The 24,401-nt window shown below is 33.2% G+C and carries 16 protein-coding genes; 10 read left to right on the forward strand and 6 right to left on the reverse strand.

From position 1 onward, the window contains the following. Window positions 1–55 precede the first annotated feature (55 nt). Window positions 56–1,024 (reverse strand): YheT family hydrolase, encoded by a 969-nt coding sequence (locus tag DMB68_RS07205; RefSeq protein ID WP_110345932.1) that lies wholly within the window; start codon window positions 1,022–1,024, stop codon window positions 56–58. Between the two features lie 381 nt (window positions 1,025–1,405). Here DMB68_RS07205 and bglX point away from each other — a divergent pair, with 381 nt between their 5' ends. The 7 genes from bglX (at window position 1,406) to DMB68_RS07240 (ending at window position 16,758) form a co-directional block, all read left to right on the forward strand. Continuing rightward, window positions 1,406–3,688: a beta-glucosidase BglX gene (bglX, locus tag DMB68_RS07210; protein WP_110345933.1), complete on the forward strand. Its 2,283-nt coding sequence runs from the start codon at window positions 1,406–1,408 to the stop codon at window positions 3,686–3,688. 164 nt (window positions 3,689–3,852) lie between these two features. After that, on the forward strand, window positions 3,853–8,001 hold the full coding sequence (locus tag DMB68_RS07215; protein WP_110345934.1) for a hybrid sensor histidine kinase/response regulator transcription factor: 4,149 nt from the start codon (window positions 3,853–3,855) through the stop codon (window positions 7,999–8,001). A gap of 441 nt (window positions 8,002–8,442) precedes the next feature. Beyond that, window positions 8,443–11,550 (forward strand): SusC/RagA family TonB-linked outer membrane protein, encoded by a 3,108-nt coding sequence (locus tag DMB68_RS07220; protein ID WP_110345935.1) that lies wholly within the window; start codon window positions 8,443–8,445, stop codon window positions 11,548–11,550. A gap of 60 nt (window positions 11,551–11,610) precedes the next feature. Further along, on the forward strand, window positions 11,611–13,134 hold the full coding sequence (locus DMB68_RS07225; RefSeq protein WP_110345936.1) for a RagB/SusD family nutrient uptake outer membrane protein: 1,524 nt from the start codon (window positions 11,611–11,613) through the stop codon (window positions 13,132–13,134). An 8-nt stretch (window positions 13,135–13,142) separates the two neighbouring features. Further along, window positions 13,143–14,246 (forward strand): CIA30 family protein, encoded by a 1,104-nt coding sequence (locus DMB68_RS07230; RefSeq protein WP_110345937.1) that lies wholly within the window; start codon window positions 13,143–13,145, stop codon window positions 14,244–14,246. A gap of 151 nt (window positions 14,247–14,397) precedes the next feature. Further along, window positions 14,398–15,786, forward strand: a complete 1,389-nt coding sequence (locus DMB68_RS07235; protein WP_110345938.1) for an endo-1,4-beta-xylanase — start codon at window positions 14,398–14,400, stop codon at window positions 15,784–15,786. A gap of 51 nt (window positions 15,787–15,837) precedes the next feature. After that, window positions 15,838–16,758: a glycoside hydrolase family 16 protein gene (locus DMB68_RS07240; RefSeq protein WP_110345939.1), complete on the forward strand. Its 921-nt coding sequence runs from the start codon at window positions 15,838–15,840 to the stop codon at window positions 16,756–16,758. A gap of 131 nt (window positions 16,759–16,889) precedes the next feature. Here DMB68_RS07240 and DMB68_RS07245 read toward each other — a convergent pair whose 3' ends face one another. Further along, window positions 16,890–17,582, reverse strand: a complete 693-nt coding sequence (locus DMB68_RS07245; RefSeq protein WP_110345940.1) for an SIMPL domain-containing protein — start codon at window positions 17,580–17,582, stop codon at window positions 16,890–16,892. Window positions 17,583–17,635: 53 nt separating this feature from the next. Then, complete coding sequence (locus DMB68_RS07250) at window positions 17,636–18,274, reverse strand: rhomboid family intramembrane serine protease (protein WP_110345941.1); 639 nt, start codon at window positions 18,272–18,274, stop codon at window positions 17,636–17,638. 112 nt (window positions 18,275–18,386) lie between these two features. On the opposite strand from DMB68_RS07250, the gene DMB68_RS07255 reads away from it, so the two are divergent. Next, window positions 18,387–19,256 carry a lysophospholipid acyltransferase family protein gene (locus tag DMB68_RS07255; protein WP_110345942.1) on the forward strand — a complete coding sequence of 290 codons (870 nt, stop codon included), beginning with the start codon at window positions 18,387–18,389 and terminating at the stop codon, window positions 19,254–19,256. Between the two features lie 53 nt (window positions 19,257–19,309). Here the strand turns inward: DMB68_RS07255 and DMB68_RS07260 are convergent, their stop codons facing one another. Next, entirely contained in the window at window positions 19,310–20,164 is an 855-nt protein-coding gene (locus DMB68_RS07260) for a CvfB family protein (protein WP_110346388.1), read from the reverse strand. Window positions 20,165–20,281: 117 nt separating this feature from the next. Beyond that, complete coding sequence (gene menD / locus DMB68_RS07265) at window positions 20,282–21,943, reverse strand: 2-succinyl-5-enolpyruvyl-6-hydroxy-3-cyclohexene-1-carboxylic-acid synthase (protein ID WP_110345943.1); 1,662 nt, start codon at window positions 21,941–21,943, stop codon at window positions 20,282–20,284. A gap of 176 nt (window positions 21,944–22,119) precedes the next feature. On the opposite strand from menD, the gene DMB68_RS07270 reads away from it, so the two are divergent. Together DMB68_RS07270 and DMB68_RS07275 are read left to right on the forward strand one after the other, a co-directional pair. Then, window positions 22,120–22,617 carry a GNAT family N-acetyltransferase gene (locus DMB68_RS07270; RefSeq protein WP_110345944.1) on the forward strand — a complete coding sequence of 166 codons (498 nt, stop codon included), beginning with the start codon at window positions 22,120–22,122 and terminating at the stop codon, window positions 22,615–22,617. A gap of 92 nt (window positions 22,618–22,709) precedes the next feature. Next, a complete protein-coding gene (locus DMB68_RS07275) occupies window positions 22,710–23,657 on the forward strand; it encodes a tRNA dihydrouridine synthase (protein WP_110345945.1) in 948 nt (315 codons plus the stop codon). A 49-nt stretch (window positions 23,658–23,706) separates the two neighbouring features. Here DMB68_RS07275 and DMB68_RS07280 read toward each other — a convergent pair whose 3' ends face one another. Next, the gene (locus DMB68_RS07280) at window positions 23,707–24,291 is read right to left on the reverse strand and encodes a glutathione peroxidase (RefSeq protein WP_110345946.1); all 585 of its coding nucleotides are present in this window, start codon (window positions 24,289–24,291) and stop codon (window positions 23,707–23,709) included. Window positions 24,292–24,401 lie beyond the last annotated feature (110 nt).

A 24,401-nucleotide genomic window follows, 5' to 3' on the forward strand; every position in this document is an offset into this window, starting at 1 on the left:
AGCCTTTTTCAGTTAAAAAGTCTTCGGCGAAGTTTATCCTAAACGAAGACGAATACTAAGCAGTTCCTTTACAAGATTCAAAAAACTCATAGGCTCTTTTCTCTACGTATGAATAGGTCGAATTACGCACCGGAAAAGCACAATGTCCTCCATATTTTGGGGTTTCCAGATATACGTATGCACTTTCTTGCGCTATGGCTCTGGGATAGCATCTCTCACCTAAAAAAGGATCATCAAGTGAATTAATAATTAAAACCGGAGTGGTAATGTTTTTAAGGGAAAATTCCGGAGAAACACGTTCGTAATAATCATCCCGGCTGGCAAACCCATGAAGAGGTGCAGTAAAATACTGGTCAACTTCATCAAAAGAAGAAATTTTATCAATCTGATCACGGTTTATAAAATCAGGAAATTGTGCCGCTTTGTATTTGAGTTTTCTTTTAATATCAATTGTAAAATTCTTTAAATAAACCCTGTTAAAACCTTGTTTAAGAACAGCTGCACTTGTTGCAATATGAGTTGGCACTGAAATAGAGACTGCCGCCTTTATACGTTCATCAATTTCTGACCATCCTAAATAATTCAGAAGCTGAACACCTCCCATCGAATATCCGATTAAGTAAACATCTTCGAATCCTTTTTGCATAACAAATTTCACCACTTCATCAAGATCATCAACTGCACCGTGATGATAAAGTCTGGGAAGACGGTTCATTTCTCCTCCGCAGGTACGATTGTTCCATGCGAAAACTGAAAAATCTTTTTGCTGAAAATAAGCTGAACAGCTATTATTGTATGTCCTGCGTGAATCACCTTCCAGGCCATGGCATAAAATAACTGCTTTTTTAGAATTATTGATAATAAAATCGACATTGATAAAATCTCCGTCACTTAACTCAAGTTTTTCTCTTGTATATTTTGGAATTTCAAACTTTTTAAACATAGCAGCATAAATAGTAGAAATATGCCTGTTGCGATGCATAATAGAAGGTAAATCATACTTTGATTGTTCAATTATAGGCATAATAAAAAGTTTTTAAGGTCCTTACTACAAATCTAAGAAATCAATTAATATCTTGTTTAATACTTTCTTTTTATTTAAGCCACTTTATCCTTTCTAATTTTTCTTAACAGCAAAATGAAAAGATTGTCATTGCTTACTCACAAATACATAAATCTCTTTGTTCAAAGCTATTGAAAGAATGCAAATACATCATTTGTCTTACATAATGCTTCAAATCTTTTATTGTCCTCACTACTGTAAACCTACATTTACAATCTTAAAATTCTGTTGATTTGATTCACATTTACCTATAAAATTATAGTATTCAAAATAGATCATAACTAAAAAAGAGAATGTTTCATATATACAGGATTTAAAAAACTTTAGATAACTAAAACCATAATGATGAAAAAAATTAAAAACTATACCTTTTTGCTACTACTTGTTTTAGGAAACGGATATGCTCAAACAAAAAAACATATGGATACCAACAAATCTACAGAAGACCGAATTTCACTTTTGATGAAACAAATGACTTTAGAAGAAAAAGTGGGTCAAATGAATCAATACAACGGTTCATGGGATGTTACGGGACCAAAACCGGAATCAGGTTCTAATGAAGAAAAATACAATAATATAAAGAAAGGATGGGTAGGCTCTATGTTAAGTATAAGAGGCGTCAAAGAAGTAAGAGCCGTACAAAAAATAGCCGTTGAAGAAACCCGTCTCGGTATTCCGTTAATCTTTGGTTTTGATGTCATTCATGGTTATAAAACTCTGAGCCCTATCCCATTGGCAGAAGCTGCAAGCTGGGATTTAGAAGCCATTAAAAATTCGGCTCGGGTTGCTGCTCTTGAAGCTTCGGCATCCGGGTTAAACTGGACTTTTGCTCCAAATGTTGATATCTCAAATGATGCAAGATGGGGACGAGTAATGGAAGGTGCCGGTGAAGATCCATATTTGGGAAGCAAAATTGGAGCTGCAAGAGTCATTGGTTTTCAGGGAGAAAAATTAGGCTCAAATACTTCAATCGCAGCTTGTGCCAAACATTTTGCTGCCTATGGTTTTGTAGAAGCAGGCCGTGATTACAATAGTGTCGATATGAGTAATTCTAAATTATACAATAGCGTTTTGCCTCCTTTTAAAGCCACAGTTGATGCAGGAATCTGGACTTTTATGAATTCATTTAATACGTTAAACGGTATTCCCGCAACCGGAAACAGTTTTTTGCAGAGAGATATTTTAAAAGGAGCCTGGGGATTTAAAGGATTTGTAGTTTCTGACTGGGCATCTATAGCAGAAATGATTACACATGGTTACGCGGCAGATGGTGCTGATGCAGCTAAAAAAGCAGCTATTGCAGGTTCAGACATGGATATGGAATCAAGTATTTATGTGAAAGAATTAGTTCAGTTAGTAAAAAAAGGAACGGTTAAAGAAAGTGTGATTGATGATGCTGTACGCAGGATTCTTAGGGTAAAATTTGAATTAGGGCTGTTTGATAACCCCTATAAATATTGTGATGAAAACCGTGAAAAATCAGATATTGGCAGTAAGGCAAATCATGATAACGTTCTGGACATGGCAAAAAAATCAATCGTTTTGCTGAAAAATGATAAAAACCTTCTGCCTCTAAAAAAAACAGGAGCTAAAATTGCTTTAATTGGTGCTTTGGCAAATGATAAAAACAGTCCGATGGGAAGCTGGAGAATTGCAGCTGATGACAATACAGCAATTTCAGTTCTTGAAGGGATGCAGCAATACAAAAACAACTCATTGGTTTATGAAAAAGGAACAGATGTCGCTACCAATAAACAGACATTTATAGAAGAAGTAAAAATTAACACCACTGATTTTTCCGGATTTGAAGCAGCAAAAAAAACCGCTAAGGATGCTGATGTAGTAGTGATGGTTTTGGGTGAAATTGGTTTTCAAAGCGGCGAAGGACGCAGTAGAACCGATTTAGGTTTACCAGGGAATCAACAGCAATTACTGGAGGAAGTTTATAAAGTAAATCCTAATGTTGTTTTGGTTTTAAATAATGGCCGACCGTTAGCATTACCGTGGGCTGCAGAAAATATTCCGGCTATTGTGGAAGCCTGGCAGTTAGGAACTCAGTCCGGAAATGCAATTGCTCAGGTTTTGTACGGAGATTATAATCCAAGTGGAAAATTGCCAATGTCTTTTCCAAGAAATGTAGGCCAATGCCCTATTTATTATAATTTGTACAATACAGGAAGACCAACCGATAAAGATCAAAATGTTTTTTGGTCACATTATTCTGATGTTGAAAAAACACCTTTATATCCTTTTGGTTTCGGATTAAGCTATACTTCTTTTGCGTATAAAAATCTAAAAATGGCAAAATCAACGTATAGAAAAGGAGAAAAAATAGAACTTTCAGTTGATGTGACCAATACTGGTAATTTTGATGGTAAAGAAATCGTTCAATTGTATATAAATGATGTTGCGGCAAGTATCACAAGACCAGTCAAAGAACTGAAAGGTTTTGAACTTATTTCATTAAAAAAGGGAGAAACTAAAACAGTTGCATTTACATTAACTGATGCAGAACTTGGATTTTATGACAACAACGGTGCCTATTTGGTAGAACCGGGCTTGTTTAATGTCATGATTGGCTGGAATTCTAATGAAGGACTTTCTGGAAAGTTTGAATTAAAATAATTCCGGAATTCCTATAAATAAAAAATAAATAATTTAGAATAATTTGTTTCTATTTTAACTATCTTATAGCCTGAGTACGATTCATTCTAGTGAAATTCGTACTCAGGTTTTTAGTAATATGATAAATTTGTATAGAATAAGTAAACCTGCAATATTGAATCTAAATGAAAACTATTAAATATATTCTTTTATGCTACTTTGTGTTTGCAAACTATTTGTTTTCTCAGGGTAAATTTGACAGTTACCAGTTTAGAAGCATTCAGGAAACAACTTCAAAAAGAGCAATTTCTTCTATTATTCAGGATAAAAATGGATTCATTTGGATAGGTACAAGTGGTGCAGGCGTGTATAGATATGATGGTGTAAATTATTTTGGCTATAAATCCAATAAAAAATCGGGTTCAGTAAACAGTAACTTTATCTATACCACTTTTATTGACTCAGATAATAACTTATGGGTGGGTACTGATGACGGTTTGTGCCTGTACAATAGAGATTTAGATAATTTTACTAAAATCAATATTGAGGATGTAATTACAAAAGGTTATGATGAGCCCATTACTATAAAAACTATTATTCAGGATAACAACGGCAATTTAATTCTGGGGACTTATGGCTTTGGATTGTTTAAACTAAATATAAAGACTTTAAAAGCTTCATTAGTTCAGTCAAAAGCTTTAAAACCAACTTTGCTAATAAAATGTTCTGTAAAAAATAAACAGGGAATTATTTATCTGGGAACCAGCTATGGCCTTTTGGAAATAGATTTAAACGGAAAAGTCAAACAGGTTTATAAAGACAAATTCAAAAGAGAACCTGTATTAGATGACGTAGAAAATCTTGTTATAGATAAATTTGGATATTTATGGCTGGGAACAACAGAAAACGGGCTGATAAAAATCAAACCTGAAACAGATAATTATCAATTCGAACATTATTTTATTACCAAAAACAAAATTCTTTCCATTGTAGAAAGCAGTCTGGGTTATATAGTTTGCGGAACAGAAAACGACGGATTATTTGTTGTAAATTATAAAGGACAAGTACTGCAAAAATATCTGCACAGCAAATACAATAATTTCAGTTTAAAATCTAATTCTGTCTGGTCATTATACGAAGATAAAGAAAAGAGACTCTGGTTAGGCTATTTTAACAAGGGACTTGGAGTATTTGATAAACCTGATAATAAATTTAATTCGCTTGAATCTCTCGTAAATAATGATAATTCACTACAAACCAGCTATGTCACCTCTGTTATAAAAGATAAAAAAGGTAATCTGCTCATAAGCAATGAAGGCGGTGGATTAGATATTTATAATCTTAGTAATAAAAGTTATATACACGTTAATAAAAACAATCAAAGTTACTATTCAGGCTTGGATGCTGTTGATATTCAGACCATATTTATAGACAGTAAACAAAACATCTGGATAGGAAGCTGGGATCGTGGAATCTACTTTTTAAAAAATGGAACGACGCGATTTATAAACTACAATACTGCTAATACAGCCGGGCTGAAATCAAATAGGATTTTTAGTTTCTCAGAAGATTCAAAAGGGCGAATCTGGATTGGAAGTTTTATAAAAGGATTGCATTATTTTGACAATAACAGTAACTCCTTTGTTCATTGTGACTTCACACCATTTACTGAAAACGCTCTGGATAATGCATTTATCCGAAAAGTTTTTGTGGACTCCGATGATATTTTGTGGGTAGGAACGATCTTAGGTATATACCAGGTAAATATAAAATCGGACTCAGGATTTAAAGTAACAAACATGCGGGACGCCATGTTCAGTCACATACCTAAGCATAAAAGTATTCAGACTATCTTATCAATTTATGAATCTAATGACAAGACAATATGGATAGGAACAGATAGTGAGGGGTTATTTAGTTACAATAAAAAAAACAGGAAATTTTCAAATTATAATGACTTTCCGGGTTTTACAGAGAAATCTGTTCGTGCTATAATTTCTGACAATAGCGGCTCTTTATGGGTAAGCGGCGGATCCGGATTAACAAAACTTGATTTTAAAAATAAAAAGAGTACCAATTTCAATAAAGATGACGGTCTTATTGATAACGATTTCAATAATAACGCTGTTTTTAAGGACGGAAATGGGGACTTGTATTTTGGCAGTTACGAAGGAGTAAATTATTTTAATCCTAATGAGATCAAAAAAACAGAAAAAGCACCGAGTTTGTATTTCAGTGATTTTAAGTTATTCAATCAATCGGCAAAACCAAATGAAGATTTCTCGCCATTACACAAAGTAATTTCCCAAACCAAAGAAATAACTCTTAATTATACACAATCTGTTTTTACGATTGAATATGTGGGGATTAACTATAATTATTCTAAAAAAAACCAATACGCTTATTATCTGGAAGGTTTCGAAAAAGACTGGAATTATGTTGGAAACAACAGAACAGCAACCTACACAAACCTGGCGCCGGGCAATTATGTTTTTAAAGTAAAATCGGCAAATGCAGATGGCTCCTGGAGTACGGATCAATTAGAACTAAAAATAAAAATTTTGCCACCCTGGTGGAAAACCATTTGGGCTTATTTAATATATGCATCTATTTTAGTTTTCTTAATTCTATATCTCAATAAAATTTATCAAAATCGTTTTAAAGCTAAACAGGCCATCATTTTAGAAAGAGAAAAAACAATTCAGTTAGAGAAATTAAACAATCAGAAATTACAATTTTTCACTAATATTTCGCACGAATTCAGAACACCATTAACACTGATTATCAATCCTCTGGAGGATATTTTGAGAAGCAGGAATATATCTCGTGAAATACATCATAAATTAAAAATCGTACATAAAAGTTCGGACAGGCTTTCACGGCTAATCAATGAACTCATGGATTTTAATAAATTAGAGTTTAATAAAATTTCTCTTCAGGCTAAAAAAATTGAAGTGATAGCATTTATAAATGAGATTATTGGCTATTTTAATGAGGAAGCTACTGCACGAAACATAATTATTGATTTTGAACCGTCAATTGATGAGCTGGAAGATTGGTTAGATCCGAAAATGCTGGAAAAAATAATATTCAATATTATTTCAAATGCTTTCAAATTTACTCCGGATAATGGTTTTATTACTATTTCTGTTGATCAGTCAGATAATATATTGCTGATTAATGGAGAAAAAACACCATCATTTTCAATAACAATTGCAGATACCGGCTCAGGAATTCACAAAGATGATTTAAACAGAATTTTTGACAGATTTTATCAGGTCAATAACCTGAATAAAGATTACTATGGCACCACAGGAATCGGATTAGAAGTTGTAAAAGAATTTGTTGAACTCCACAAAGGAAAAATTGATGTGGAAAGTGAGCTGGGAAAAGGTACAAAATTCACTGTAACGTTTCCTTTAGGCAAATCTTTTTATAAGGAAAATGAAATAGTCGATGAAGTTTTTGAAATAGATAAAATCAAAAATAAATTCTTATTCGAATCTAATAAAAATCAAAATGATGATGACGATGAAGATGAGATTACCACCGAAACAACCAAAGAGCCTGCTAAACCCTATACTGTTTTGATTGTCGAGGATAATCTTGAATTACGGAATTATTTAAAACACGAATTAAGCAAATTATATAAGGTCATTACAGCCGAAAATGGTAAAAAAGGCTACGAACTTGCCGTTCAAAAATTACCGGATATCATCATTACAGATGTTATTATGCCTGTAATGGATGGTCTGCAAATGTGTAAAAATATAAAAGGAGATATAAAAACGAGTCACATTCCTTTATTAATGCTCTCTGCAAAAGCAATGGTGAACGACAGACTTGAAGGGATCGATTCCGGTGCTGATATTTATTTGAGTAAACCATTCGAATTGGATATTTTAAAATCCAGTCTGGCGCAGCTTATCACGAGCAGACAGATCATGTTTAAGAAATTTTATACCGGAATCACAAAAGACGGAAAAGAAAAAACGACTACGTTGGATAACGATTTCATCCAAAAAATTCTTCATTTAATTCATGAAAATATCAGTGAATCTGAATTGAGCGTGGAATTATTATCTTCGAAGGTTTTCCTGAGCAGAAGTCAATTGTACCGAAAAATAAAAACGTTAACAGGTGTATCGGTAAATGAATTTATTAGAAATGTACGATTAGAAAAAGCAAAACAATTGCTCGAACAAGGAAATAATGAGGTTAATATTAATGAAATTAGTTATAAAGTTGGTTTCCCCTCACCTTCCTATTTTGCCAAATGTTATAAAATTAAATACGGCTACCTTCCTACTCAGGAAAAAGGAACCAAAGAATAAAAAACAGCTTATTACAGTGTAAAATAATTTTAAAAAAGCTTCGATGTAAATCGAAGCTTTTTTTGTCAGAATATTTGCTTGAAAATCATTTTTAAAGTTTTGATAAATTTTACATTTTTAATAGAATTAATACAATTATTTCTTTTTAAAATATTTTTAAGCTTGCTTTTTTAGCAATACTTCAGTAATTTTTTTGATTGTTTAATTCACTTTTTAGTGAGAATCGCATATCAAAAGTTCATTTTGCATCAAATGCTGCATGATTTGCTTCATCTGTTTCACATTAGAATCCCTCCAGATTTTACTTTCGTTAAGAAATATTTATGAAATCGTTTTCTTTTTTCAAACTCAAATAATGAGTCTGTAAAAGACAATATTTCAAATATTTCTAAACCAGAATTTAACTAATTATTTAATCCAAACTCAAAACAACCAAATTGTATGCAGAAGAGAACATTAAAAAAACTATTGTATTTAATAGTATTTATGTGGGGGAATTTTTTCTTTGCCCAAACAACTGTTAAAGGTAAAGTAACTTCCGGGGGATTCAGCCTGCCCGGCGTTAGTGTAATAGTACAAGGAACAAAAAACGGAACTGTCACTGATTTTGACGGCAGTTTTACGTTAAACAATGTAGAAACAAAAGCAATATTGCTTTTTAGTTATGTAGGTTATAAAAATATCTCAATGCCGGCAAATACCCAATCGGTGATGCAGGTAGTGATGGTAAATGACCTGGAAAAATTAAATGAAGTAGTCGTTATAGGTTACGGAACTTCAAAAAGAAAGGATATTAATGGAGCAGTCTCCTCTATTAAAGCTTCTGAAATTCAGGACAAACCTTTTACTTCGATCGATCAGGCGCTTGTTGGTAAAGCTGCAGGGGTTAACGTTACTCAAAATTCAGGTACGCCTGGAGGAGGAATTTCTGTTCAGATTCGTGGAATTACTTCTATAAACGGAAATGAGCCTCTTTATGTTATTGACGGAACTCCGGTTTTTGCAGATAAAAACAATGATTCTTTTTCGTTTAGCGCATTAGGAGGAGGAAATGGACAAACGAAAAACTCAGCTTTGTCTAATTTGAATATTTCTGACATCGAAAGTATTGATATTTTAAAAGATGCTTCGGCAACGGCAATCTATGGTGCAAATGGTGCAAACGGTGTTGTTTTGATTACCACTAAAAAAGGGAAAAAAGGAAAATCAACATTTGCATACGAGACCTATATAGGTGTTCAGGAAGTAAAAAATTCTGTTGACGTTTTAAATTTACCGGAGTATGCCAAATATCAGACAAAGATTTATTCCTTAAATGGTGAGCCAATCCCCTATCAATATCAAAAGCCTGACTTATTAGGTAAAGGAACAAATTGGCAAAAAGAACTTTTTAGAACAGCTCAGGTTTATAATCATCAGTTATCATTTTCGGGTGAAAAAGAAGGAACAAGATATTACACTTCTTTAAATTACTTTAATCAGGAAGGAGTGGTTATCAATTCTGATTTCAACAGATTATCACTGCGTTTAAATGTAGATTCTAACGTTAAATCGTGGTTGAAAATTGGAAACAATATGTCTGTAAGCCACTCTTCACAACAAGTAGTAAGAAACGATGACAGAGGTGGTTTGGTTATGAACACCTTAAGACAATCTCCGGAATTGCCGGTTAGAGCTGCAGATGGTTCTTACTCAGGGCCAACTACTGGTTTAGGTTCTTCGGCAAATGAAGCGACAAATCCAATTGCCCTGGCTGAATACAATAATGCTACAACAGAAAGATTTAAAATTAATGGTAATTTATTTGCCGATTTTACTTTACTCAAAGGATTAGTTTTCAGATCTGAATTAGGCTACGACCTTAATTTTGCAAAAAGCAGTGTTTTTGTCCCAAAATATACTTTAGGAACTGTAAATGAGCTTCTAAACAAATCATTCAAACAACAGGATCAAAGTTATTATTGGAATATCAAAAATTATCTGACTTATAATAAAACGATCAACCAAAATCACAACTTTACTCTTTTATTAGGTCAGGAAGCACAGGAAAGCCGTTATGAATATTTGAGCGGTTACAGAACAGGTGAATTTTTGAATAAAGATTTTACCAACTTGAACATTGGTGATATTGATACAGCTGTGAACGGAAATGGTTCCGGAAGATGGTCTATGGCGTCTTATATTTCGAGATTAAACTATAGTTTTTCAGACAGATACTCTTTTTCAGCTTCTTTGAGAGCAGATGCATCGTCAAACTTTGGACCTAATAACAAATGGGGTTATTTCCCTTCATTTTCAGGAGGTTGGACTGTTAGTAACGAAAAGTTTTTTGAGCCTTTATCAAATACGGTAAATTACTTAAAATTCAGAGCAGGTTATGGTGCCGTAGGGAATCAAAACATTCCGGCAAACAGATACGAAACCATTTTATCTTTACTTTCTTCACCATTTGGAGGTGTCTCACCAACAATTGATAATTTAGGAAATCCGGATATCAAATGGGAATCTCTTAAGTCATTTAATGCCGGTTTCGAATTAGGATTGGTTAATAATCGTGTAAAAGTAGATTTTGATTATTACATCAAAAATTCTTCAGATTTTCTTACCAAACAAATCAATGACGAATCTAATCAGAGTGCACTCAACTATTACTTAAATACGGGTGAAATTGTAACAAAAGGTGTCGAATTTACATTGAATACCAAAAACATTATTACAGATAATTTTTCCTGGGACAGTACCATTATTTTATCAAAATATAACAATGAGCTGACCAAATTTCAAGGCGCAGGAAAAGCTTTGTTAGGAAAAGTACAATTTGACCTTTATAACGTTACCAGAACGACTGAAGGACAGCCTGTAGGACAATTTTACGGATATGTTACTGATGGTTTATTTAAAAATGCTGCCGATTTAGCAGCAGGACCAACTCAGGAAACCGGAACCGGAATTGGAGATATACGTTTTAAAGATCTTAATGATGATGGAAAAATTGACGCTAAAGACCAAACAGCAATTGGAAGCGCAATTCCTGATTTTACCTATGCCTTTACGAATAATTTCAAATATAAAAACTTTAGTTTATCAGTTGCTATAACAGGAAGTCAGGGTAATGAAATCTACAACTTCACACGTCATTATACAGATGGTATTTATCCGGGATTTGGCGATAGATTTGGAAATGTAGGTGCTCAGGTTTCAAATGCATTTGAAGCTGGAGTAAATGAAAATACAAATGTACCAAGAATTACCCTTAATGATCCAAATGGAAACGGCAGGATTTCTAACCGATTTGTTGAAGATGGTTCTTACCTAAGAATTCAAAATGTTTCCTTAAGCTATGATTTACCAAGTAAAATTTTCAAGGAGTCTATTATTTCTAAAATCAGATTGTACGCCAATGTTCAAAATTTATACACGTTTACAAAATATTCCGGATTTGATCCTGCACTGGGAAATTTAGATCAGAATATTACGCTAAGTGGTATTGATTTAGGAAGATATCCTGTACCAAGAACAATTTCTGCAGGGATGAATTTAGAATTCTAACATTTACAATAAAACACTTTTAACTTAATGATTTATAGTCATTAGCCTAAAATAATAGTTATGAAAAAACTTTTTAAACTTTTTATGATGGGAATGCTGATACCATTGCTGTCTTTATTTTCCTGTTCAGATGAATTCTTGGATGCACCATCTGAAAACCAATTAACACCAAGCGATTTACCTGAAGGTGTTACAGCCTTTGACGGAATTGCCGAGAGTTTGTACTTCAAACCGTGGTTTACTTTTAATGATAAATTCCTGATAGCTGTTGGAGATATGTACGCCGGTAACGCTTTTACATTTGATGGGGCTTACTCACAATTCTTAAATACTCAGGTAACTTCACAAAACCCAATCTTAACAGAAGGCTATGTTTCGTTATTTTCGGTTATTGATCAATCTAATAACCTGATGAGTTTAGTGGAAGACAGAAAGAGCGAATTGCCTGAAGCATCCTATAAAAATGCAATGGCAATATCAAGATTCATGAGAGCTAATGCTTATTTCTATTTAGTGAGAACTTTTGGAGCCGTTCCGATCATTGCGAAAGCAGGTTCTGCACCACAGCCAAAAAGAAATCTTGTTGCAGATGTCTATAAATTTATCAAACAGGATTTAGAATATGCTATCGAAAATTTACCAGAAACTTCAGCCAAAAAAGGATATGTGAATAAAACTGTAGCTATGGGTATCCTTGCAAAAGTACACTTAACATTAAACGAATATGCAGAATGTGCCAGTTTAACTGAGGAAATCATGGGGAAACAATATTCCCTGATTCAGGAATACGGAAACATGTTCAGCAGCCCTGAAAACAACAATAGCAGAGAAAGTATGTTTGCCCTGCAATGGAAAGCTATTGCTACCGAATGGGGAACTCAAAATACAAATCAGGCGTATATTGTTCCAGGAAGTACAGGAATAACAGGCGGAGGTGACGGCTGGGGAGTTTACTTGCCTTCTATCTCATTACAAGCCGGATTTGAACCAAAAGATGCCAGAAAAAAATACACCATCATGACTGATGGGGATTTTTATCCTGAATTGTTAAAAAATTCTGGTGGTTTCACGTATAAAAAAATCCTTTCTTCTACAGGAGCAAATTTCAGGAAATACATTGTAGGTTCCGCTGCAGAAAGAAATGATGTGTTTTTTATGAGAACTTCACAAAACACTATAATTCTCAGATATTCAGATATATTGTTAATGCATGCCGAAGCTATTTTAGCAGGAGCAAGTTCTACCACTTCTGCTTCTGCCCTGACTGCCTTTAACGAAGTAAGAACAAGAGCCGGACTACCAACTAAAACAGTACTTACAAGAGATGAATTATTTAATGAAAGAAGAATTGAGTTTGCTCTTGAAGGACAATATTTCTTCGATTTAAAACGCCGCGGTATTACTGAAGCAACAGCAATTATTTCGAATCAGGAAGTTGGTTTTTATTCTGATGATGCCAGAACAGAATTAATTTCTAATAAAATAACTCCTGGAAGTCATTATTTTGAGTTGCCATTGCCACAGTCTGCTATTGATACTAATCCATCATTATTAGAGCCTCCGGTTCCGTTTAACTTTAACTAACTTATATTATGATTAATAAAATAAAATATAGAATTCTAATTCTTTTTGCGTTGGCATCTTTTACAGCTTGCCAAAATGATGACGCAACTACTGCAAATATAGATGCAATGGTTGCTGAACCGGGAGATTTACTTAATCAGGCTTTTCCATCGAATAAAGTAAGGGTCGAAGGCGAAGGTTTAGCAGGATTAAAAAAGATTACGCTGGACGAGAAAATTGATATCAGTTTCAATCAAAACTACAATTCAGATAAGTCGTTTATTTTCACCATTCCATTTGATGAAAAACTAGGAAGCAGATTTGGTGTTCAGCCCATTACATTTACAACGGCATCAGGTTCAGTAACTAAAAATATCGAGATTTTACAACCTGTTCCTACAGTTACAAAAACAATTCCGGCTGTAGCAACTCCAGGATTTCCGCTGGAAATTGAAGGCACCTGGTTTTATAATATTTCCTCGGTAACTTTAGGAGGAAAAGCACTGAGTTATACTCTAAAATCATCTTCTTCAATTATTATAGCCTTACCTGCTAATGCAGTTTCAGGATCTGAACTTGCAATTACAACTCCTGGAGGTACAGCAAAAAAAATAATAGATTTTGTAACCATCGTTCTCGTATCTGACTTTGACGGTAACGGCGTAAGAAAAGATTGGTTCTCTTATGGTGATGTTGCTGCTTTTAATGCAAATACCGCTGGTGGACCAACAGGTAATTATGCAACATTTACCTGGTCTGGTTCGACTGTTAATGGTTACAATGGAAGCAGCGCCGGAGGAGGAACAAGTTTTTTAAGTGCAACTAATACTGATGCAACAAAAACGTATATAGATATTGATATAAGTGCAAATGTTGCTGGAGCACAATTTGCGATTCAGCTGAATACTATTGATGGTGCAGACTACGCTTATAATTTTAAAGTAACAGATGTCAATTGGACAACCAAGACTATAAATTTAGCTGATTTTAAAGATAATTACGGTTATGGTTCAAACTCTGCTGCTTCGTTGAATGCTTCTAAAGTTAATGAAATCAAAATTGGCGTTATCCAAAATGATACTCCTAATCCAAGTATAATAAAATACGATAATATTAAAATACGCTACCAGTAATTAAAGGTTTGTATTTTAATTTTTAAACTTCAAAAAAGGTTGTTATCCCCAAGACAACCTTTTTATTGAAGTAAATTTTAAAATAATATAAAGTAAACTATAAAACAGAATATTCACTTAGCATGAGAATGTTCTATTAATAAAATACAGTATGAAAAATAAATTTTTACTAATACTAATCAGTCTCTTTTTTTTAAGTGCCTGTTCTGGAGACGAGAACGAAACTGCTGATACTTTAGAAACGCCAATTGCTATTGGACCAAAAGATGTAAATGATAGCGGTTTTAAAGCAAAATGGTATTACGTTTCCCACTCAAAAAGCTATCTTTTAGATGTTTCAACAAACGAAAATTTCACCACTTTTCTGCCTAATTACAATTCAAAAGAAGTTACTGATTTAAATGACGTTGTTGTTGGTTTAACAGGTGGTACTCAGTATTATTACCGGGTAAGAGCCAAAAATGAGACACAAATTTCAGACTATTCAAACGTTATTAGTGTTGTAACTACAGGTTCCAGCAATATCCCTGAAGACCCAACTTTTTTAAAGGTAAAAGCAAACAAATTAGCCAATCCGTTTTTTGTAGGTATGGCAGTAAAGGCTTCGCAATTAACAACTGGAAGTGGCTATGATATCATTTTGAAAAATGAATTTAGCAGTATTTCTGCCGAATATGAAATGAAAATGAATCCAATTTCTACGGCAAGTGGTGTCTACAACTGGGCTGCTGCTGATAAAATTGTGGCGTACGGAAATGCAAACGGTATCAATGTTCACGGTCATGCTTTGGTTTGGCACAATGCAGTACCACAGTGGTTAAAAGATTTTTCAGGTACTGATGCCGAATTTGCTTTAGAAGTAAAAAAATACATTACAGATGTTGTTACTCATTATGCAGGAAAAGTAAAATCCTGGGATGTTGTAAATGAAGCTGCCGATGATAATGGCGGAGCTATGAGAAATACTATTTTTCTTCAGCGAATGGGACCTAATTATATCAAAGACTGTTTTCAGTGGGCCAGAAATGCAGCAAATGCTGCAGGTGATACATCGCTATTATTGTTTTATAATGATTATGCAACTTCAACAAATATCCCAAAACAAGATAGGGTTTTTAGCATTGTAGATGATTTAAAAGCCAGTAATTTAATTAATGGTCTTGGTTTTCAAATGCATAACACTTATTTAAGCCCAACCAAAGCTCAAATTGAAACTGATATCAACAGAGCTGTAGCAAAAGGTCTGAAAATTCATATTTCGGAATTAGATATACAAGTGAATCAATTTAATGACATCTCAACTTTTACAAATGAAAGAAGGTTAGCGCAAAAAGAAAAATACAAAGAAATAGTGAAATTATACAATGCCATTCCTGCAGCAAATAAATACGCTTTGACAGTTTGGGGAATGAAGGATAATGAATCCTGGATTCCATATAGTACAGAACTGAATCATGTTGGAAATGACTGGCCTTTATTGTACGATGCAAACTTTACTATTAAAAGCTCACATACCGGATTCCTCGAAGGTTTAGATTAAATTTTAGACAAAATACTTTACTCAATTTTACTTTAACCAAAAAACGAAATTATGAAAAAACTAAGTTTGTTCTCATTAACACTAGCTTGTGTATGTGGATTTGGATTTGGGTTTGGATCCTGCTCAGATAATGCGGCTCCTGAATCAGAAACTCAATCCACAAGTGTAAGTACGGGTAAAATAGCGGCTGCACCCTGGGTAAAACAATTTGAAGATACATTTAATGTGGGCTCTAATCTATCGCAATGGACAAAAGAACAACGATCAGATTATAATTCATGGTATTGTGACTATAATAGCTCAGTGCCCACCACTCAATGGAGAGATGGAAAGCAATGTTTAGAAATCAAGACTACAAAATTGAGCACGTACAAATATCAATCTGGTTTCATCAGTTCTAATTATCAATACAAACCGGAAAATAATACAGAGTATATGCTTTCTGCTAATATTAAATTAATAGCGATGGACGGCGGAAATTACAAGTCATTTACAGAAACTTACGGTGCCTGGCCAGCCTTTTGGTCAGTACAGGGGAATGGCTGGCCGACTAAAGGAGAAATCGATATTATGGAAGGGTATTCTTTTGCTCCAAATGCAAGTCGTTTTGCTTCAAATCTTTTTTATGGAACGGCTGTTGGAACAAACTTACTTGGAAATACAGCCGAAAGAAATTATCCCGGTAATTTTGATGTAAACGGAAATAACGGATGGCATTTATATGAATCCTTTTGGAAAATGAAAGACAATGTTGTAACCATAACCATAAAGATAGACAATGTAACTGTTGCAACATACACCAATAGCAGCGCGCCTAATCTTAATTTAAATAATTTCGGAGCACATTCGATTATTTTTAATGTGAATGTGGGATCAAAAGACTCCAGTTTTATAGATCCAAATAAAATAAACTTATTTTCAACTGTAATGATGTGGGTAGATGATGTAACTGTTTATAAAAGACCAATCTAAAAGCACATAGCCACAGACTTAGAGCTTTATACCCTGCTCTTCCAATAAAAAAGTCCTGAAAAATTTCAGGACTTTTTTGGTATCTAAAACTCCAAAACCTAATTATTTAGGTTAGAAGTTGATGTTTATACCTATTCTAAAACAAAGCTAACACTCACATTTGCAGTAATTTCAATTTCACCAATTGCAAGGGTTTCGTTTGAAGCTCCCAATGCATCTGCAGTTTCTTTCATTCTCATAGAAGCATACATTGGCTGCGGGTGGTAAATTTGTGAATTATCAGAAATAACAAAAGCTTTTCCAACTTTTTGTCCCAATACTGAAACATAATCTTCTGCTTTTGCTTTTGCGTCTTTCATAGCTAATTTTCTGGCTTCAGATTGCAATTGCAATTCTTTCGAAGATTCAAAAGTTACTTTATCAATACGATTAATTCCCTGCTGTACCAGACCTTCCATTAATTCATCATATTTAGATAAATCTTTCACCAAAATTTCAACAGTTTGTACTGCATTATAACTTGTTTTCTTTTTTTCGTAATCATATTGCGGGTTCAGCGCAACTTGCTTGGTTTTAAAATCGGCTGTTGTAATATTCATCTTTTTTATGAATTTCAAAACAGCATCCATTTTTTCGTCATTTTGTTTTTTGACGTCTTTAGCATTATTTCCTTTAGTTTCTATTGTAGCTGATATAGAAACCTGATCAGGAGCTACTTTTACTTTTCCTTCCCCATTAACACTGATAAGTGGAATTTGTTTGGTTTCCTGACCGTAAGACATAGTCATAAACATGATTGTTAAAAATAATACTACTTTTTTCATTTTTGTTATATTTTAAGTTATTTGATATGGGCATTTCAAAAGTTATGCCAGCATTACAATTTTCCTAATTTGGCCATAAGAAAAAGTATAATTATTGGAATTGCCAATAAAACAACCATTAAGCTATGATCATAAACCAAAGAAGGATATTTTATGAGTGTAATCAAATAGCCACCTACAGCACCACCAAAATGCGCTGTATGACCAATATTATCGTTTTTGGCCCTCATTCCGTAAATAGAATACAATAAATATAAAATTCCAAATAGATAGGCCGGAATCGGAATTACAAAAAAGATTCCCAGCATCATGTCAGGCTGTAATAAAATAGCTGAATATAGAACTCCGGTTACAGCTCCTGAAGCTCCCACAGCTCTGTAACTGTAATCATTTTTATGAAAAATCATGGTAAGAAGACTTCCGAAAATCAGACTTCCAAAATAAATTAAAACAAAAGAAAAAGTACCTAACCAGTTTAAGACCACCGGGGCAAAAAACCAAAGTGTCAGCATATTAAATGCTAAGTGCATCATATCTCCATGCAAAAAACCGGAAGAAAGCATTCTGATTTGCTCTCCGGAACGAATGCTTCCCACATGGAATTCATATTTTCTAAAAAAAGCAAGATCATTAAAACCTTTATAACTAATCAAAACATTGGCAATGATAATTCCTATCAAAATGGTATTCATAAATAATAATTATTGTGAATTGTAAATATAATCATTCTCTTATAAAGGTTAGAGAATTACTAAAATTTAAAGCTGGCATTTTTTTTATTTTATCTTTGTGAAAAAAAGTTAGATGCAGTTCCTTGTTTATATTTTAGCCTACCCATTACTTTGGCTTATTTCAGTACTTCCATTTAGAATATTTTACTGGTTTTCAGATTGTGTTTATCTACTTGTTTATTATGTTATTGGATACCGTAGAAAAGTTGTCCGTGCGAATCTTGCGCTTGCCTTACCTCATTTAAGCGATGCTGAACGTAAAAAAACAGAAAAGAAATTTTACCAGCATATGTGTGATATGTTTTTAGAAATGATCAAAACAATGAGTATTTCTGCTGAAGAAATGGAAAAAAGATTTCATGTAACAAATATTGATTTGATATTAGATTATGCAAAAAAAGGAAAAAGTGTAATTCTTGTAGCCTCGCATTATGCAAGTTATGAATGGCTTTTGACAATTAATCCAAAAATTGGCTTTCAGGGTGTGGCTGTTTATAAAAAACTTGCCAATCCTTATTTTGATAGACTGATTCGAAAAATTCGTTCAAAATATAATACCGAATTAATTCCAACAAAACAGGCAATCCCGTTAATGGCACAAAATCAACGTGAAGGAAAATTAAGTTTGTATGGATTAGCGAGTGATCAATCTCCTAAATTAGACCGTATTTTTCATTCGAGTAAATTTATGGGAGTTGAAGTTCCTGTTCATACAGGAGCCGAAATGCTTGCAAAAAAATACGATTTAAGCGTGGTGCTTGTAAAAGTAAAAAAAGTAAAAAGAGGTTATTATGAAGCCACTTTTGTTTCTCTGGCAGATAATCCAAAAGATTTCGAAGATTTTAAAATTACAGAAATGTATTTAAATGAAGTCGAAAAACAAATTTATGAAGCACCGGAATATTATTTATGGACACATAAAAGATGGAAGCACAAACAATAAAAAAAGCTCAAAAGGAAAATTCTTTTTGAGCTTTTTTGTAAATCCGATTTATTTTATTCTTTTACCAGATAAATACCGTCTTCTTTAATTTCAATGAGTTTTTCTTTATACAAAGCTCCAATTGCTTTTTTAAAGGTCTTTTTACTCATTTTCAATACTGTCTTAATATCTTCAGGATGTGAATTATCGTTTAATCTTAAAAAACCCCGGTTGGCTCTTAATTCATCTAAAACTTTCTCTGCGTTAGGTTCAATACTCTCATAACCTTGTATTTGCAACGCAACATCTATTTTATTATCAGGACGAATATTTTTGATATAACCTCTCATTCTGTCACCGGTTCTTATCGAATCATCATAAACTTCATCTTTATAAAGCAATCCTTTGTGCTGTTCATTAATGATAACATTAATTCCTAATTCGGTGATGTGCGAAACTATCAGATCAACTTCTTCTCCTTTTTCTACTGTAAGCTGATCGTTCTTTAAAAACTGATTTAACTTACTTGAAGCAACCAAACGCTTGGTTTTTTCATCCATATAAAGATAAACCAAATAACGTTTTCCTTTTTCCATAGGACGTGCCTGTTCCTTAAACGGAACAAGAATATCTTTTTCCATACCCCAATCCATGAAAGCACCAACCTGATTGATATAATTTACTCTTAAAAGTGAAAATTCATTCAATAATATATAAGGTTCAAGTGTAGTCGCAACTGGACGCTGTTCATGATCTAAATAAACAAAAACGATCAGTTCTTCGCCTATTTCAAATTCATTTGGAACGTATTTATTGGGTAATAATATATCGTGAATTCCTTCCGGATCTTTTTCAGGATTTCCTAAAAATAAACCAACTTTGGTATCACGTAATATAGTAAGTGCATTGTATTTTCCTATTTCAATCATATTTTGATGTGCTAAGCTGCCAGGCAACTAAGTTTCTAAACGACAAAGGTACGAAGTTTGAAATGGTACAGCTAAAAATATTTATATAAAAAAGCGCCTCAATGACGCTCTTAATTTTTAAATCAACTCTTTAAAATATTGTTTAAGAATAATATCGTTTTCAGCCGTTGGCGTAAATATTTCTAAAATAGTGGGAGCATCATTTATTTCATAAAATGAAGTGATGCTTTTCTCTAATGAATCTATATCAGTTGCTGTAAAATAATTCATCTGATACATTTTTGCCAGATGCTCAGCCGTTAAATGATGTGAAGTTTCAAAATAAGTAGTAAAGACCGGTTTTTCTTCATGCCCGGGCAAAATTCTGAAAATCCCCCCTCCTCCATTATTAATCAAAATAATTTTGAAATTTTTAGGAATATAAGAATTCCACAAAGCATTACTGTCGTATAAAAAACTAATATCCCCGGTAATAAAAACCGTTTGTTTTTGGCTTCCAACTGAAGCACCAATTGCGGTAGAGGTACTTCCATCAATTCCACTTGTTCCTCTGTTGCAAAAAACTTCGATTGAAGAATCTATGTCAATTAATTGTGCATATCGAATAGCCGAACTATTACTTATTTGCAACTGACTGTATTTAGGCAAAGAGGCTATTACTTTTTCAAATACTTTAAAGTCTGAAAAAGGAATTTTATTCAGATACTTTTCCTTTCTAATTTTTCGCAACTGATAAACTTCATTGATTTGTTTGAAATAATCACTTTCTACAAAAACTGTTTTTGGCAATAAATCGTTGAAAAAATCATTTGGCTCCATTACAAAATGTTTTGTCAATGCATTGAATGTATCGTATGCACGTAAAGTATCAATATGCCAATGATGCTGTGGTTTATATTTTCGCAGAAATCCTTTAATTCTTTTTGAAACGACCATGCCGCCGAAAGTCACTAATATTTCCGGTTCAAACTCTTTAAAATCATTATCATCAAAAGGCGTAATTAAAGTATCAATACTATTAATAAAATTGGGATGATGCAAATTAGACGTCGTTTCGGTCAAAACCACAATTGACGGATCATTGGCCAGATTTTCTATTGTTTTTTGATCAATTGAATCCCCTTCATTTACTCCAACTAAAACAAGTTTTCGCTTGGCTGAGTTCCAAATTGAAACAAAATCTTGTACATTCTCAATTGACTTTGTTCCGATAACTTCATCAGAATCTGTGATTTTTGGCTGAACAGAAAGTGTGTCTGTTGTTTCATATAAAGGCTCTTCAAAAGGTGCATTGATGTGTACAGGTCCTTTTTGAAGAATTGCAGTTTCTATGGCTTTATTTATTTTCAGGTCATTTTCTTCGGAAGCTTCTTCAGTTAAATTGGCATTGAAAAACGAATGATTTTGAAAAACATTTTGCTGGCGAATCGTCTGTCCATCGCCAATATCAATCTTATTTTGCGGACGATCTGCGGAAATCACAATTAAGGGAATCTGGCTGTAAAATGCTTCGGCCACAGCCGGATAATAATTTAATAATGCAGAACCTGAAGTACAGATAATTGCCGTTGGTATTTTGGTTTGCTGAGCAATTCCCAACGCAAAAAACGCAGCGCAGCGCTCATCTACTATACTGTAACAGTTAAAATTAGAATTTTGGGCAAAACCAATAGTTAATGGTGCGTTTCTGGATCCCGGAGAGATTATAATATTGTGAATTCCTTTTGCTGAACAAATTTCGATAATGTTTTGAGCAAGTGGTATTTTGGGGTAAATCATGCTAAATGGCGTATTATTTTAAAGAAAATTTATTACTGAATTTTCTTTTTTCAAACACAAAGTTACAAACTTCGCTGGTCATTTAATTCATAAATAAAAAGATATTAAGACTGCTTTTGGAAAAAGACAATATCTTTGCAAAACGTATTTTCAAACTTCTTTATAAGTTTCACATTATGAACGTAATTCTTAGACGAGCCGCTTCAGACGATTTAGAAAAAATCCTTGAAATTGTAAATCATTCTATCTTACATACAACAGCAAATTATAGCTACGAAATCCAAAATTTAGAAACTCAGAAAAAGTGGTTTGAAGAGAAAAAGGCTAAAAACCTACCTGTAATAGTAGCTGATTTGGACGGCGAAGTAGTTGGTTTTGGAACCTATGGGCAATTTCGGGAGAAAATTGGTTATCAATATACCATTGAACATTCTGTTTATGTTGTTGATAATGTGATTGGAAAAGGCATTGGCAAACAATTATTGACAGAATTGATTGGTTTGGCAAAACAGCAGGGTTATCACGTTATGATTGGCGCAATCGACGCTGATAATGCAGGAAGTATCGCCTTTCATGAAAAATTTGGTTTTGTCAACACAGGAACAATTCGGGAAGTAGGTTATAAATTTGGTCATTGGCTTGATCTTGTCTTTATGCAATTGATTTTGAAATAATTATTTTAGAACTTCGTAATAATCAGAAGAAAAAGGATAATATAAAAATCATAACCGTTTACAAACTGTATCTTTGCGACTTTACAAATATTATGGATTTTACGTTACTCTCTTCGCCTTTACAAGGATTTACAGATTTTCGCTTTAGAAATGCCCAAAACAAACTTTTTGGAGGAATAGACACTTTTTATTCTCCCTATATTCGCTTAAATGGAAAATTGGTTATAAAAGCATCTTATGAAAGGGATTTACTTCCCGAAAACAATATTGGTTTAGACGTAATTCCGCAGGTGATAACGAATGATGCAGATGAATTTTTATTTGTGGCTAAATATGTCCGCGAATTGGGCTATAAAGAATTAAACTGGAATTTAGGCTGCCCTTACCCAATGGTTACCAAATCCGGAATGGGTTCTGGTTTAATAAAAAATACCGACCAAATCAATCATATTCTGGACAGAGCACATTCTGAAACTGATATTATTGTATCCATGAAAATGCGTTTAGGATATGATACCACTGAAGAAATCCTTGATGTTTTGCCAATTTTAGATACTTACCCACTTAAAAATATCGCCATTCATGCCCGTATTGGCAAACAGTTATATAAAGGCGGCGTACATCTGGATGCATTTCAGCAATGTATTGACAATACGAAACATAAATTGTATTATAATGGAGATATTACGTCTGTAGCAAAATTTCATGAAATGCAGGAACGTTTTCCAACCATAGACCACTGGATGATTGGAAGAGGCTTAATTTCTGATCCTTTTTTACCAACAATGATAAAAAACAACACTTTTGAATATCCTAAAAACAAAATGGAACTATTCAGTACATTTCATGATACACTATATGCCATTTACAGCGAGTCTTTATCCGGACAAACTCATATTTTACTGAAGATGTATCATTTATGGGAATATTTTGCGGAAACATTTTCAAATCCCCATAAAATATTAAAACAGATAAAAAAGGCAAAAAGTATTCGAAATTATGAAGCTGCAGTTTCCTCTATTTTCAAAAATGAAAAATGAGATTTTCAGTTGCCTAAAAATCTCATTTCAAATTATTTTTTAAATATCATTATCCTTTGATCCAACTTATAATTTCAGGATCTGTAGGTAATGTTCTTGGTTTAATCACTTTTACCAATTCACCTTTTTCATTAATTAAATATTTCTGAAAATTCCATTCTACTTCAGAATCCTGCACACCATTTTTAGATTTTTGTGTCAGGAATTTATAAATTTCAGCCATATCATCTCCTTTTACAGAAATTTTATCCATCATCGGGAAAGTTACACCGTAATTCTGCTGGCAAAAAGTCTCGATTTCTTTATTTGTACCTGGTTCCTGAGATGCAAAATTGTTTGCCGGAAATCCTACTATTACGAAACCTTTGTCTTTATACTCCTTATAAATAGCTTCAAGATCTTTATATTGAGGTGTCAATCCACATTTTGAAGCCGTGTTTACAATCATAATTTTTTTTCCTTTAAGAGAAGAAAAATCAAAAGTATCACCTGACAAATCCTGTACTTTAAATTGATAAATGGTTTGTTTTCCCATAACTTGTGCTGTTTTAGGTTTATTGATACTTGTTTGAGCCTGAATTTGTGCTGTTATTAAAAAAACGGCACTACAAACTAAAAATGCTATTCTATTCATCGTTTTAATTTTTTATAAAATTACTGAAATTCTAATGTAAATCAAGAACATCCATACTCATATTTTACTAATGAAAAGTTAAATAAAAAGTGAAGCCTAACGTTAATCAG

The sequence above is a fragment of the Flavobacterium hydrophilum genome, assembly GCF_003202405.1.
GTDB lineage: Bacteria > Bacteroidota > Bacteroidia > Flavobacteriales > Flavobacteriaceae > Flavobacterium > Flavobacterium hydrophilum.